Below are 15,253 nucleotides of genomic sequence, written 5' to 3' on the forward strand. Positions count from 1 at the left end.
CGCCGGGGGTTTTCAGTTGGATTCCGTGGGAAACATTTCTTCATCCTCCGTCGCCGCATGGAACCGATATGAACCGCCACCCGTATTTTTGACGTCATACATGGCAATGTCGGCAAATCGTATCATGGTTTCGACATCCTGCGCGTCATCGGGACAGATGGCTATGCCGATGCTGGCGTTAATCCGCTCTTCCCGCCCGGCAACCTCAAGAGGCTGACGCAGCAACCGGAGTATCTTGTGCACGATCAATTCCGCGTCATGGCGGTCCGTAAGTTCCGGCAAAAGCAGGAGAAACTCGTCACCGCCCATGCGGGCAACGGTATCGCTTTTGCGTACCGCATCCCGGAGGACTTGCCCGATATTGACGAGCAGTTCGTCTCCCGCGCCATGACCCAGTGTGTCGTTGATTTTTTTGAAACCGTCGAGGTCGATCAGCAATACCGCGAGTTTGTTTTTGTTCCGTTGCGTATGGGCGATTTCCATCTCCATCCGGATATGGAAGAGTGTCCGGTTCGGCAGATTGGTCAATGCGTCGTGGGTCGCCATGTGGCTTAATTTCTGTTCCGCCCTTTTGCGCTTGGTGATATCGATGCTGTACTCGATCATTTCGACGATATTGCCGTTTTTGTCGAAAATAGGGGAGGCGAAAATCTCGACATACACCGGCTTGCCATTGTCGTCGTAATGGATGTGCTCGACAACCGCGGACTTTTTTGTTTTTTGAATTATTTCAAGCGGACAACGATGCTCCTTGCCGCTGCAGGGAGTGTTCCTCCTGTGGGTCAGGGCATGGCAGGTCTGGTTTTCTTTTTTTCGACCTCGTAAGGCCGCCTTGTTGGCCACCTTGATTGCGTAATTTGTGGCGTTAATGACATAAAAGGGATGGGGAAGGGAATCGAGAATCGTGTCGAGAATTTCGCATTTCAGAAAAACCTGGTCACGCAGCTTTTCCAGTGTCTCCATCTCCTGTTTGTAAGACTCAATTTCCTTTTTTAGTCTTTCGATTTGTTCTTTTTCGTTCGTCATCGCTCTTGTTTAACATTCTAAATTAATTTTCAAAGATGAACTTGTCGGCTTGCCGCAACCTGGAGAATGGATTGTCGCCGGCAAGCAGCAGAGCTGCCGGGGAAACTTCCGCTGGTCGTTTACCCATCATCGACAATATTATATGGAAATGTGACACAAAAATGTTTTGTTGTCTGTCGGGAAAGTTTGACAATTGTTGGAAAAAATGGGTGCAACCCTCGAATTTTGATGGTTCCGTAAAAACTAAAAAACAACCACAGAGGCCGCAGAGCACACAGAGATAACCGCTTGTAATTTAAAAGATTTTCTCTGTGCTCTCTGTGCGCTCTGTGGTGAAGAAAGACTTTTTACGAGACCATCAATTTTGCCGGGAAAAAAACCTCAACCGCGGCCGTGCAGCGTTTCAGTTGCGCACTATCTGCTGATTACGCAGGCGGAAAAGTGATGGCCCCATGTCTGCGGGAATTACAAGCTTTTTATCGCCGATGTGGATTTCGCTGCCGGCGTAAATTTTTTCCGTTACTTGGATGCGGGCGTTGGCCAGGGCTTCTTCCGTCCCGGCACGCATGGCGGTGATATGTTCCTGGAGAGTTTTCTGGTGCTTGATCAATTTGTTGAGGTTCGTCAGCAGCAGGATGATTTTTTCTCTTTTTCCGGCGGGCAATCCGACCAGCATGGACTTGATGACCTTTGCATCAAAGACGTCAAAGGGCAGGGAATGGGAAATTTTTGCTATATTTTCACCGCATAACAGCTTTTGCTCATCAAGTTTCCGCAATTGGGCGGTCATTGCCGGATCGGTGCGCACGGCCACAACGGTCGAGGAAGTGCCGGGGCTGCCGATAACGCTTAATTGTATTCCCCGGGATGAGCAGATCATTCCGCCGACCGCGCTGCCGCTTCTGCTGCTTTGATCCTTGAGCACCGTGATGGAACCGTTGGCTATGAGCATGGCGTTGAAAAGATAACTTTTTATCAGCACATCTCCCTTGGCTATCACTTCCGCATCCTGGATAAAACCGGCACTAATGCTTCCGTGTGCCACAACCCTGGTGTTGCCGCCTAAAATTCCTTTTCCCACGGTCAGGTCGCCCTGGGCGACGATCGTGGCGCCGTTTTCAACTGAATCCATGACGGCGATGTTCCCTTCCGCCTTCACCGAAAACCCGCTCAACACCGATCCCTTGACGAGGAGATCCGTTTTGATGTCGATATTGCCGCTGTTGTAGTCGATATTGCCGCTGATTTCGTATATGTCGGCAACGGAAAGGGTGCCCGCGGCAAATTTGACATTGCCGTTTCTTGCGGCGAAATATAAAATGCGTTCCGCTGTTTTCTCTGTTTTGACTCCCTGTCCCACGGTAACAGGTTTGTCGGCCCCTGGGGTCGCCTTGATTTTTTTGCCGAAAAGGGTGCAGCCATCCTCGCCCTTGGTGGCCGGATTTTTTTCCGCAATGAGCGATCCAGCCGGCATGCTGACCACGGCATTACGCTCGCGCAAATCAATGGAGCCGTTTCCCCGGATTTTCCCTGCTTTTTTCTCCGCATCGACAAAAATGGTAAACACGGCATGTTTGCCGTTAAGCGGCTGGACGGTTTCCGCCAGTTTGACCACCCGCGGCATGGAAAGACCGGCCGCCATGCGGTTCGTCATTTTTTCCAGGGCGCTTGCATTGATGCACCTTTCATCAATGCCCTTCAAAAGAAGAACATGCTTTAATTCCGCAATGGTCGGATACCTGACCGGGGGCATCTGCGGCAGAAAGATATAATGGGCGGCCTGCCGGTCGGGGCTGATCCAGACAGGCGGCACAAGGGAAACCGTATTGTTGTCGATACAAAGATAACCGTAGAGGGTGGATTCATACCCTGATTTTTTTTCATTGAACTGCACGTACTCGCCTGCGTCCGCCAAGGGGGCTTCGGGGCATTCCAGTGTTTGGCCGAAGAGATCCTTTCCTGGGGTGGCCTCGGGGAATTTGAGGACTTTCAGGAAAATTTCTCCGGGGCTGACCGCCTTGACCTGAATACCCGCCCCCTGGATGGTCGGCAGGTCCGGCGCGGTGACAAGAGATTTCAGCAGAGCGAAATCGAGTTTCAGCCCGTTCGGCAGAGAGGGGACAACTGATGGCGCCGTCGCAGGTTGCGTGGCAAAGGAAAACATGCAGGCATTTTTCCATTGGGGCGGGGTGCCGCGGGCGATAATGACTTTGTTTCCGGTCGGAAGCCGTGATAACCGTTCGGCTTTTTTTATTGCTGCCGGGTCAATCCCGTGAACTATGCCGAATTTCCGCAGGGCGAGGTCGATGCGCTCGACCGAAACAGGATCACCTCCTTCATTGATCATAAGCGTCAGGGTCATGTGATCCGCGGAAAGAAACAGTTGCTTGCCCTGCCATCCCTTGATGTTTCGGAATGGGTTTTCCGGAGAGGAGAGCAGGTCCGTTCCCGCGTCCATCCGGATTCGCTCCACGGAAGAATCGCCGCCGGGCTTGACTCCTTCTTTTTCCGGAAGTTCCGTTTGCTCCAATGCTTGCAGATAGGAGTCTTCCAGGGAATCAAAGGATTTTATCTTTGAATTTTTCACGTCATGCCCAAAAGGAATTCGATCTGTCGGGAAATAGAAAGAGCTTCATCGTCACAATGCCGATAAAACTTCATCAAGCGATGTTTCAATAGTGACGAAATTTTCCTGGAATCGACAATCATGGATGCCGATGGCTGCCTGTCCGGCAAAACCCGCAAGGGCCTGCAGATCCTGTTCGTCGAGGAGGGCACTTTTCTTTTGGATAACCAGGACTCCGAATATTTTGTTCCGCCGGGAAACGGGAACCACGGCAAACCCCCTGTCCGCATCATTCGCCAGGATTGTCGGTGCGCCGATGTCGATCACCTGACGGATGGCCGCCTCAAGCGATTGCTTTGTGTCCGAAAGGGTGTTTTTTTCAAACCCATGGGATGCGGTGGAAGAAAGGCCGACGGAGGTTTCGTTGTCCAGCGGGATAAAGGCGGCCCCATCGACCCCGACCGCTTCCACGATAATAGGGAGAATGGTCTGCAGCAGCTCATCCAGGGGATGAATCTGCTGCAGATATTGCTGTATCCGGTCTCGGGCTTCCAGTGTCCGAACCAGTTTTCGCAGTTCGATGGTTCTTTCCTCAACCTTGCGTTCAAGGGCGGCATTCAGTTCAGCCAGATCCTTGTTCTTTTTTTCCAGTTCAAGAGAAAGCAGCCGATTTTGCTCGGCCAGCTCGAACCGGGAAATTGCGTTTTTGATGGTGAGTTTCAGGTCGTCATCGTTCCAGGGTTTCGAGATATAACGATAGACCTCGCCCAGGTTGACGGCGTCGACTGCGGCGTTGATATCCGCATAACCGGTCAGCACCATGCGGATGGAGTCCGGTAGAATTTTTTTTGCTTGTGCCAGAAATTCCGCGCCGCTCATTCCCGGCATTCGCTGGTCGGAAACGATAACCGTCGGTTTTTCTCCCGCCCACAGGAGATTCAAGGCTTCCTTGCCGCTTTCCGCTGTGATGATGTGGTATTCTTCATCAAAGAAAATGCGGCTCAGTGCCTTGAGAATGCTTTTTTCGTCATCAACAAAAAGGATGGTATGGGTGGTTCGTGCACTCATATGCGAACTCCGGTACGGATTGATCTCAAAAATACAGACGAAAACGGTTCGGTAAAATATTCAGGAGCGTTTTTGCCTGTTTCATGGAAGAGACCGGGATGCCGGACTCTCTTCCGACGGGACCAGCAGGGCAATTTTCCCCCGTTGTCCCGTTGTAGCTTTTATCTCCACGCCATTGACAAGGTAGAGCCGGCCGTTTATTACAAAACGATCTGATATGGGGCCTGCCGCCGTGATGGAATGAATGAAAACACGGACATTTTCCGGCAAGGATGAAGTCATTTGTTTTCCTATCAATGATTGTCCGTTGTTGCCGAAAAGTTCATCGGAAATTCTGTTGCTTTGGACAATGAGACCATCGGGGTCGACGCCCAGTACCGCGGCGGGCAATGAATGCAAGACATTCTGGGCAAACTCCAGCACTTTGTTTTGAAAAAGTATGTCATCGGTTCTTTCCTGGACAATCTTTTCCAGGTTCAGGTTGATCTGGGAAAGTTCCTCATTCGTATCCTGCAGCTCCCGGGTCAGTATTTCATTCTGCCGGTTGAGAAAATAGACCTCCAGCGCCTTTTCGATGGTTACCTTCAGTTCATCGTCATTCCAGGGTTTCGGGATGAATTTATAGACCTGCCCCTCATTGATGGCGGAAACAATGGATGCGGTGTCCGCATAGCCGGAAAGAATGATGCGGATTATTTTCGGCCATTTTTCACAGACCTCTTTCAGAAACTCGACCCCGTTCATGCCGGGCATGCGGTAATCAGAGAGAATAAGTTGGATGGAGGGTTCTTTTTTCAGCAGTTCAAGCCCCTCCTCACCCGTAACCGCGGTCAGTATTTCGTAATTCTCGTCAATGAACAGCCGTTTGAGCGAGCGCAGGACATTGGCTTCGTCGTCAACGCAGAGAATTTTGATCGGTTTTTCAGCCGCCATCTGTTGCTTCCATGTTCCATCCCTCCAGCAGGATGGAGTAATTTTTTTTGATTGCCATGGACATGTTCCTGAGTTTATCACGGCTGATGTTCAGAGATTCCCATATCACCTTGGGGATTTCTTCCCGCACGGGGTTTGTGCTCTTTCCCAGGGAAAGGGCCTTGGCCAGTTGATTGGCGAGAAAAAGGGCGGCGATGAGATCTTTCAGATGCGGGTCAAGCTTCTTTTTCTTCAGATCTGGTTCATGATGGTATTTTACGGCCTGGATGATTGTATCCGGAAATTTCCAGTGGTCCATCAGCAAGACGCCGAGTTTCTGGTGTGTTGTGCCGATCACCTGTAACTCGGCTTCATTCTCCGGGATGCTCTGCTCATCCATGAGCTGGAGAATTTTTTCATATTCCCGCGGCGCGGCGTTAATGATGATGATTTTGCCGATGTCATGCAGGATGCCGAAGAGAAAGGCTTCATCGGCAAGTTTTACGTCAATGTTTTCGATGAGCATTTTGGCCGCAACCGCGCAACCAAGGCTGTGCTGCCATAATCCTTCAAAATCGATGAGCGAATCGTTCTTTTTTTTGTACAGTGCGTAAATGGAGACGCTCATGGCAAGGTTTTTTACTGTGTTGAAGCCGAGAACCATGGCCGCCTTATTAAGGGTAGTTACCTTTTTTTGCAGACCGTAGAAGGCTGAATTGGCAAGGCGTAATACCTTGGCCGCCAGTGCCGTGTCCTCGATGATGATTTCCCCCAGCAGTTTTGCCGTCAACGCCTCGTTGTGCATCTCCTGGTTGATGCGGGCGGCAACCATGGGAAGGGTGGGGAGGTCATCCGTCTGACTTATCAGCTTCTCAAAATTCATTGCGTATTTTTTCCGAATCCTTTGCCGGCGGGAGCCTGATGGTAAAGGTTGTTCCCTTGCCGACTTCACTTTCCACGCTTATGTTTCCATGGTGTTTCTTTATGATATCGTAGGTAATGCTCATTCCCAGGCCCGTGCCCTTCCCCGCCTCCTTGGTGGTGAAAAACGGTTCAAAGATACGCTGCAGGTCCTTTTGGGCAATGCCGCAGCCTGTATCGGCGATTGAAACCAGCACAGCGTCTTTTTCATGCCATGTTCTGATGCGTATCTTTCCGCTTTTTTCAATGGCCTGGCCCGCATTGATCAGGATATTCATAAAAACCTGGTTGAGTTGTTGCGCCGAGCCCCTGATCAGCGGCAGGTCTGCGTAATCCTTGGTTACGGTAGCCTTGTATTTCAGCTCATTGTTGACAATGTTCAAGGTGATATCAATGCAGTCGTTGATATTGATTTCCGATAGTTCATTGCTGTCCAGCCGGGAAAAACTTTTCAGGTTTTGCACAATAATCTTGACCCGTTTGGCGCCGTCCAGGGATTCTTCAATTAAAGCAGGAATATCGGCAAGAAGAAAATCAATTTTCATTTTTTTTCTTTCATCCTGCAGCTCCGGGATATCCTTTCCCCTGGTCAGATCAGCAAGGAGTCTGTCCTGGATGTTGACGAACTCGTTGATTTTGCTCATATATTTGGCAAGCGAGGAAAGATTGCTGGTGATAAAACCCATGGGATTGTTTATTTCATGGGCAACTCCCGCGGCCAGTTGCCCGATGGAGGCCATTTTTTCCTGCTGGACGATCTGGGACTGGGTTTGTTTCAGTTCGGAAATTGCCTTTTTCAGCCTGCTGTTGGCCTCCTGTAAGAGCTTCCGTTCATGGTGAAGGGAAATTTCAAGTTCTTTTCTGGCCGTGATATCCCGCATTGTATGAACGGCGCGCACCACTTTCCCTGATTTGTCCTTTACCGGCGAAATGGCCACCTCCACATAGGAACTCTTGCCGTGTTTGTCGAAATGAATATGTTCGGATGTCGCGTGATTGCCGGTCCGGACTGCCTCAGCCAACGGGCAGATATCATTTGGTTCATTACAAGGGGTGCTGCGATGATGTATTATTGCAAAGCAGGTCTTGCCGATTATCTCATTTTCGCCCAGACCGGTTTCCTGTAAAAAGGCCTTGTTGGCGCTGACGATGGTATAATCGTGGGGATCGATAATGATGATGGATTCGTGAATGGCGTCAAGGATGATTCTCGGGAGCTCATTGAGGCGGTTGATTTCATCCTGGAGATTTTTCTTTTCGACGATTGTTTGCAGCTTGGCAAGTACTTCTTCCATTTTCAGCGGTTTCTGGAAAAAAGCTTCCGCGCCGTGATGCAGGGCATCAAGCGCGGAATCCACGGAGGGATCTCCCGTCATGACAATACAGAGGAGTTCGGGGTGGATTTTCTTTAAATCACGGATCAGTTCAGTTCCCCATGTGTCCGGCAGATTGACATCAATGAGGGCGATATCCGGTTTATGGGTCCCAACAAACGCAACAGCCTCGGCGCCGCAATCGGCAAGGGAGACATTATATCCATGATAGGTGAATATCTGTTGGGTGACATCACGTATGTATTCATCATCATCGATAATCAGCAGATGGCTTTTATGCTGCATGGCGGAGACTCGCATGGATGATCAGATGGATGCTGCTTGAGGGGTCGGCTTCGCCCTTCGTTCTTTTGCCTCTTCGTTTCCGGAATCAAAAATCCCGGAAATCGTCCTCGTCAAAAGGGATGACGTGTTCCGGTGATTTGCCGTGAGCCGTTTTTCGGACAGGGCCGGCGGCTGCCTTGGTCGCAGGCAGCTGTTTGATTTTCTTGTCCTCCACGGGCAAGTCTTCCCGTTTGCGGGATGGAGTTTGCCGGATCGGCGTCGGTTTCGCGGGTGTTGTTTTTTCTTTTGCGCCGCTGACCATCCTTTCCAGGTCAGACACCACCTCGTTCAGGGCCGCCGCCTGGGAGGAGAGCTCCTCGGCGGCAGAGGCCGCCTGCTCGGCCACTCCGGCATTGGACTGGGTCACTTTGTCGATTTCGTTGACCGCCTTGTTGACCTGCTCGATGCCCTGTGCCTGCTCGGCGGAGGCGGTGGCGATCTCGCTGATCAGATTACTCACCTTTTGCGAGGATCCGGCGGCGACGCCGAAGGCTTCAGTTGTTTCCTGCAGCAGCGTTTCGCCATTGCTCACCTTTGTCACCGTTGCATCAATAAGCCGGGAGGTGTCCTTGGCCGAGGCCGCTGCCCGCATGGCAAGGCTTCGCACCTCATCGGCCACCACGGCAAAGCCCGCTCCCGCCTGACCGGCCCGGGCCGCCTCCACCGCCGCATTCAGGGCCAGCAGGTTGGTCTGGAAGGCGATTTCGTCAATGGTTTTGACGATTTTCTGGGTTTCGGCGCTGGCCGTGGAAATTTCTTCCATGGAAAGAGTCAGTTTTTTCATGGAATCATCCGCGGTCTTGATGGCTGCGCCGGTTTCCCGCATGAGTGCGTCCGCCTGTCTGGTGTTGTCCGCGTTCTGCCGGGTGAGGGAGGACATCTCCTCAAGCGATGAGGATGTTTCTTCCAGGGTGGCCGCCTGTTCCGATGTCCCTTCGGCCAGACCGTGGCTTGCCCCGGCGATCTGGTTCGAGGCGGCATCAACTTCGCCGGCGCTTTGGGCCAGTTGGCTGACCATGGAGGTAAGCAGGTTGATCAGTGCGCGGGAGGTGAAAAAGGCGATGAGAATGCCGACCAGCAGGGTTGCCGCGCCAAGGATGATTCCTTGGAGCTGGATGTATCTCGCGGCAGCCAGCAACTCCTTGTCGGTCATGATATTTTTTTGGGTTTCCGTTTGGATGTCTTTCAACAGGGCCTGTACTTTTTTCAGGGCAGGGGTGGTCTGGTAGGCAAAGACGTCGTTCGCCTCTTCCATCCCCTGCAGGGCATGCTCCGCCTCGCTGCGCAGTTCCTGCAGTTTCCGGATCGTGATATGCAGGTTGGGCAAGGTCTCCTCATGGAATATCCGGCCGGCGGCAGCCACATCACCAGCCGCCAGGGCGTCCTTGATATGGGCGGCTGATCCATGCATGACATTATGGGAAACAGCGATGGAGTCCCAGGCCTTCCTGAAGTCGTCACCGCCGTTTTCATAAGCGCTTTTTCCCTGGGAGGAAGCCATGAATTTGCCCAGCAGGCACTGGCTCGGGTCGGTTTGTACATTGTCCAGGACGGTACTGCCTGTAATGATGCCCGCGCTGATACGGTTGGCCCAGGCATGATGGGCCGCCTCAACCTCGATGATCCGCACCGGCAGGGTGACGTCAGCCTGGCGAAAGACCTTTCCTATTTGCACGGCGGATTCATGCAGGAGATAGTGGGGTTTTTCAAGATTCTTGAAAAGAGGGGCAAGGCCGGGGATCATTCTTTCCGCCTCTTTGCGCTCCTCGCCGTAAAGCCATTTGCCGAGGTCGCATTTATGGTCGTCCGTTTCCACGTCAAGGGTCGTGATTTCCGCGTCATTGAGCAGGGCGCCGACCTTGGCCACCCAGTTGAGATGATCAACCTCTTTCTGGATCAGTGTGTTGGTCAGGTAATTGCCGTCAATGAGGTTGTCGGCATCAAGAACCAGACGGCCGACACCGAAGTAGTTGAGAATTCCGAAGACGACGAGAAGCAGAAGAATGACGGAATAACCGATTACAATTTTTTTACCGATGGTCAGGTCTTTCCATTTCATTCTTTTGCTCCATGATGTGAGAAATTCTTTTTTTCTAACCGCTTTTTTGCGCTTTCCCGGTAAATAGCGGGGTTTTGTCTTCGCCTATGAAGGATACCCCGCCATGCCTGGAAAGATTGTATAATCGCAATAAGAAGGAGTCAAGGCGTCATTCGCGCTTGGTCGCCATCTTCTCCCAGCTGTCGCGCAGGGTGACGATGCGGTTGAACACCTTTTTCCCGGGCAGGGAGTCAACCGGGTCGAGGCAGAAATAGCCCATTCTTTCAAACTGAAAGCGTTCATCGGCTGTTGCCCCGGCAAGTCCCGGTTCGATTTTGGCATTTGGCAGGATTTCCAGGGAGTTCGGGTTGAGATGATCCTTGAAATTCTTTTCCTTGTCTTCTTCCGGATTTTCCACATTGAAAAGGCGGTCATAGATCCGCACCTCGGCGGGGATGGCATGGCGGGCGGACACCCAGTGCAGGGTTCCCTTGACCTTGCGTCCGTCCGGGGCCGAGCCGCCGCGGCTGGCGGGATCATAGCTGCAGTGCAGTTCCGTCACCAGGCCGCTTTCATCCTTGATGACCTTGTCGCAGGTGATGAGATAGGCGGCACGCAGCCGTACTTCCCGCCCAGGAGCCAGGCGGAAGAATTTTTTCGGCGGCTCTTCCATGAAATCATCCTGTTCAATATGGATTTCCCGGCAGAAGGGTATTTTTCTGCCGCCCATCGATTCATTCTGGGGATGATTGGCGATTTCAAGTTCCTCTTCCCGGTCTTCCGGATAATTGGTGATGATTACCTTCAAGGGACGCAGCACCGCCATGGCCCGGGGGGCATTGTTGTTCAAGTCGTCACGGATGGCGTTTTCCAGCACACCCATGTCCACCCGGCTTTCCCGCTTGGCCATACCGATGGTGTCGCAAAAAGCACGGATGGCGGCCGGGGTGTAGCCCCGACGCCTGAGTCCGGAGATGGTCAGCATGCGCGGGTCATCCCAGCCGCTGACATATTTCTCATTGACCAGCTGCAGCAGTTTGCGCTTGCTCATCACCGTATAGGTGAGGTTGAGTCTGGCGAACTCGATCTGCCGGGGGTGGCAGGGGGTCTGCAGGGTGTCAAGCACCCAGTCGTAGAGGGGACGGTGATCCTCGAACTCCAGGGTGCAGAGGGAGTGGGTGATCCCCTCGATGGCATCGGACAGGCAATGGGTGTAATCGTACATGGGGTAGATGCACCACTTGTCGCCGGTGCGGTGATGATGGGCATGAAGGATGCGGTAGATGACCGGATCCCGCATATTGATGTTCCCTGAAGTCATATCGATTTTCGCCCGCAGCACATGCGTGCCGTCGGCAAATTCTCCGGCCCGCATGCGGGCAAAAAGATCGAGATTTTCCGACACGCTCCGGTTGCGATAAGGGCTGTCCTTGCCCGGTTCGGTGAGTGTTCCCCGGTGCTGTCTCATCTCTTCGGCGGACAGGCTGCAGACATAGGCCCTGCCCATTTTGATCAGCTCCACCGCATAGTCGTAGAGCCGATCAAAATAGTCGGAGGCAAAAAAGAGTTTGTCGCCCCAGTCAAAGCCGAGCCAGCGCACGTCTTTTTGTATTGCTTCCACATAGGCGGCCTCTTCCTTGGAGGGATTGGTGTCATCAAAGCGCATGTGGCAGACGCCGTTGTTTTCCAGGGCAACGCCGAAGTTGAGACAGATGGATTTTGCGTGGCCGATATGGAGAAAACCGTTCGGTTCCGGCGGGAAACGGGTTGTCACCCGGCCCTCGTGTTTGTTGCTTGCGACATCCTCGGCAATGATGGTCCGGATGAAATCCATTGATTTCGGATTGTGGATTGCGGATGGCGGATTATTGTTTTCAGTATGCATGGTCATCTCTCACCAGATGTGATTTGGCGAATTTTTGATTCGAGATTGCGGATGTTGACTGCATTTAAAAATGATGAGTCCGTAAAAAATCTTTTTTTACCACTGAGAGCACAGAGTGCGCAGAGAAAATATTTTAAATTACAGTATGTTACCTCTGCGTGCTCCGTGGTCTCTGTGGTTGATTTTCAGTTTTTACGAAATCATCAAAAATATTTTCCCGCATCCTTCAGTCTTTTCACCACCGTCTCCCGGCCCAGGTGGACAAAAAGTTCGAACATGCTCGGCCCCTTGACCAGACCGGTGATGGCAGCCCGGGCGCCGTTAATCGGAATGCCTGGTTTGACTCCGACCTCTTCGGCAAACTTCCGGGCCGCCTCTTCCACGCTGTCATGGTCGAATACCGGCAGGGCGGCAAGGCGATCGGCCAGCATGGGCAGCCACTCTTTCAGTTGCGGTGTTTTGCGCAGGTTTTTTTCCAGGGCCTGGGGCTCGATGTCAAAGTCGTCGGCGAAATAGGCGCGGCCCAGGGTGGTGAAATCCTTCAGGGTGTGGAAACGGTCCCGGATCATGTCAACCGTTTTCAGGTACCACTCTTTCCGTTCGCCGTCAAAAGCGTCATTCCATATGCCCGCTGCTTGCAGCTCTTTTTTGACCATCAGCCCGATTTCCCCAACCGGCATGGCGCGCAGATAGTGGGCATTGATGTTGATCGCCTTGGGGTCGGTGAAAAATTTCGGGTCATCCTTGCGATAATTGAAGATGGCATGGGATTTGTTGATCCGTTCCAGGCTGAAGGCCTCGATCAGCTCTTCTTTGGTGAATATCTCCCGGTCATCGCCCGGCGACCAGCCGAGCAGCACCAGAAAGTTGACCAGCGCCCAGGGGATAAACCCTTTTTCCCGGTAATACTGCACGGCGACGATCTCGCCGTGGCTCCTTTTGGAGATTTTCGCCTTGTTGAGATCCAGGGTGAGCGGCATGTGGGCAAAAATCGGCAAAGGAGCGCCCAGCGCCTCATAGAGAAGGACCTGGCGCAGGGTGTTGGTCAGGTGATCCTGGCCGCGAATGACATGGGTAATCCGGTCGCGGATATCATCCACCACATTGCAGTGCAGGTAAAGCGGCTTGCCGTTGGAACGGACGATGACGAAATCCTCTATCTCTGCATATTTCTTTTCAATGCGGCCCAGCACCTTGTCGTCATAGCCGACCATGCCGTCGCGCCGTGGTACCTTGAAACGGATGACAGAGGGAATACCGGCCGCCTCTTTTTCCGCAACCTGCTCCGGAGTGAGGTTCCTGCAGGTGCCGTCGTAGCCCACTTCCAGTTTGGCGGCCATGGCGGCTTCCCTTTTAGCGTCGAGATCTTCCTTGGCGCAGAAGCATTTGTAGGCCTGGTCGCCGGCGAGCAGTTTCTGCGCCGCTGCGATGTGGTCGGATGTGAAGTCGGTTTGGAAATAGGGGCCCTCGTCCCAGTCGATGCCGAGCCAGGTCAGACCATCCAGGATGCCGTCGATGGACTCCTTGGTGGATCGTTCGGCATCGGTATCCTCAATGCGCAAGATCAATTTGCCGTTATGCTTCCTGGCATAGAGCCAGTTGAGGATAGCGGTGCGGGCGCCGCCGATATGCAGATAACCGGTGGGGCTCGGTGGAAAACGGACGCGGACTTCGCTCATGGTTTGTTTCCTTATTATTGTTCAACAGTTGCTGGATTTCTTTTGCTGGAATCGTTCCTTTCGGCAAGTTTATCAAACGTCGACGAAAAAAGACATACTATAACGACAAGGCCCGGCACTGTCAAAAAATGTTTGTGCGGGCAACGAGTGCTGTGATAGCATTTTCAAGCGCCTTTCATCTGCTGGAAAGGTGCTTGCCGTACAGTAATCGCGTATTTATTCCGCCGGGGAGGAATGGTATGAAGCTTGACAGGATACGACTGCAATCCGTCGGGAAGATATTGTTGCTTAATTTGCTTGTTTCCATGCTTGCCGCCTGCGATGCGCCCCCTGCCGAACCTGTTAAAATAGGCTTGTCCATTAATCTGAGCGGCAGGGGCGGCATGGCCGGAGAGCACATTCGCGACGGGGCAATGCTTGCCGTGCGGCAAGTCAATGAAAGCAACGGCATCAACGGCAGGCAGCTGCAACTGCTGGTGCGGGATGATGAAAACAGTGATGAAGGAATCAGAAAGGCGGACCAGGGCCTCATTGATGCAGGGGTCGTGGCGATCATCGGCCATGGTTTTTCGGAAAACACCCTGAAAGCCTATCCCATTGTAATCTCACAAAATGTCCTGTTGTTCACCGGCTATACCGCCACCAATCAGTTGAGCGGCAGGGATGATCTCTTTTTCCGTACTTCCGTGGACTGTGTTCTTTACGGGAAAAAAACAGCGGCTCTTTTCCAGCGCGACGGCATCCGTTCAGCGGCGGTACTGATGGACATGGCCAATTCCGGCTTTGCCACCGATTACGTCGAGCAGCTCAGAACTCATTTTGACGGGACCATTGTCGAGGTAAGGTTTGATTCCAAGCAAAGTATTGACTGGCAGGCAATAACCGATGAACTGCTTGTCTCCGCGCCTGACGCCGTTCTCCTGCTTACCGAGGTGAGCATGACCGGTGTCGCCGCCCGGAAATTGAAAGCAAGGGATTATTCCGGCAGGCTGGTAAGTACGATCTGGGCCCAGGCCCCCGGATTGCTCGATTACGGCGGCAAGGCGGTGGAAAGCATGTCGATCGTCACTTTCATCCGCGATGATAATGACAGCCCGGAATTTCAGGCCTTTGCCGCCCGACTGGAAAAGGAATTCAAACGGCCGGCCTCCGCCCGCTCGGCAAGGGGCTATGAACTGGTGACGATTCTGGCCGATGCCTTGAGGCGCTGCAATCCCTTGACGGTTCAGGAATTAAAGAAACAGCTCCCTGTCGGAAAATATCATACCCTCATGGGTGAGGTGGAGTTTGACCCTTACGGCGACGTGATCCGCCCTGTTTACGAGGTGGTTGTGGAAAACGGTGTTTTCCGGACAAAAGGGGAGATCTAATTGCAGACGCGTCCCCTGGCGCAGCGGATCAGGCATATCCTGATCCTTGTTTCTTCAGCCTTCAGCCCTCAGCCCTCAGCCTTTATGAGCCCTCAGCCTACCTACCTGGACAGTTACGATATTTTTTTCC

At 52.7% G+C, this 15,253-nt stretch carries 10 protein-coding genes; 1 reads left to right on the plus strand and 9 read right to left on the minus strand.

The features are described 5' to 3' along the window. Nucleotides 1–12 precede the first annotated feature (12 nt). The 9 genes from BM485_06465 to BM485_06505 form a co-directional block, all read right to left on the minus strand. Complete coding sequence (locus BM485_06465) at nucleotides 13–1,026, minus strand: hypothetical protein (GenBank protein OKY75973.1); 1,014 nt, start codon at nucleotides 1,024–1,026, stop codon at nucleotides 13–15. Nucleotides 1,027–1,429: 403 nt separating this feature from the next. After that, the gene (locus tag BM485_06470; protein OKY75974.1) at nucleotides 1,430–3,613 is read right to left on the minus strand and encodes a hypothetical protein; all 2,184 of its coding nucleotides are present in this window, start codon (nucleotides 3,611–3,613) and stop codon (nucleotides 1,430–1,432) included. 51 nt (nucleotides 3,614–3,664) lie between these two features. Further along, nucleotides 3,665–4,660 carry a hypothetical protein gene (locus BM485_06475; GenBank protein ID OKY75975.1) on the minus strand — a complete coding sequence of 332 codons (996 nt, stop codon included), beginning with the start codon at nucleotides 4,658–4,660 and terminating at the stop codon, nucleotides 3,665–3,667. 81 nt (nucleotides 4,661–4,741) lie between these two features. Beyond that, nucleotides 4,742–5,593: a hypothetical protein gene (locus BM485_06480; protein OKY75976.1), complete on the minus strand. Its 852-nt coding sequence runs from the start codon at nucleotides 5,591–5,593 to the stop codon at nucleotides 4,742–4,744. Further along, on the minus strand, nucleotides 5,583–6,455 hold the full coding sequence (locus BM485_06485) for a hypothetical protein (protein ID OKY75977.1): 873 nt from the start codon (nucleotides 6,453–6,455) through the stop codon (nucleotides 5,583–5,585). Before BM485_06485 ends, BM485_06480 begins: the two co-directional genes overlap by 11 nt. After that, nucleotides 6,445–8,112 carry a hypothetical protein gene (locus BM485_06490; GenBank protein OKY75978.1) on the minus strand — a complete coding sequence of 556 codons (1,668 nt, stop codon included), beginning with the start codon at nucleotides 8,110–8,112 and terminating at the stop codon, nucleotides 6,445–6,447. The genes BM485_06485 and BM485_06490 overlap by 11 nt, the downstream gene beginning before the upstream one ends. Before the next feature lie 85 nt (nucleotides 8,113–8,197). Next, complete coding sequence (locus tag BM485_06495) at nucleotides 8,198–10,210, minus strand: hypothetical protein (protein ID OKY75979.1); 2,013 nt, start codon at nucleotides 10,208–10,210, stop codon at nucleotides 8,198–8,200. Nucleotides 10,211–10,358: 148 nt separating this feature from the next. Beyond that, nucleotides 10,359–12,074 carry a glutamine--tRNA ligase gene (locus tag BM485_06500; protein OKY76007.1) on the minus strand — a complete coding sequence of 572 codons (1,716 nt, stop codon included), beginning with the start codon at nucleotides 12,072–12,074 and terminating at the stop codon, nucleotides 10,359–10,361. A gap of 203 nt (nucleotides 12,075–12,277) precedes the next feature. Then, nucleotides 12,278–13,753, minus strand: a complete 1,476-nt coding sequence (locus BM485_06505) for a glutamate--tRNA ligase (protein ID OKY75980.1) — start codon at nucleotides 13,751–13,753, stop codon at nucleotides 12,278–12,280. A 239-nt stretch (nucleotides 13,754–13,992) separates the two neighbouring features. On the opposite strand from BM485_06505, the gene BM485_06510 reads away from it, so the two are divergent. Then, a complete protein-coding gene (locus BM485_06510; protein ID OKY75981.1) occupies nucleotides 13,993–15,123 on the plus strand; it encodes a hypothetical protein in 1,131 nt (376 codons plus the stop codon). Nucleotides 15,124–15,253 lie beyond the last annotated feature (130 nt).

Source organism: Desulfobulbaceae bacterium DB1 (assembly GCA_001914235.1).
GTDB lineage: Bacteria > Desulfobacterota > Desulfobulbia > Desulfobulbales > SURF-16 > DB1.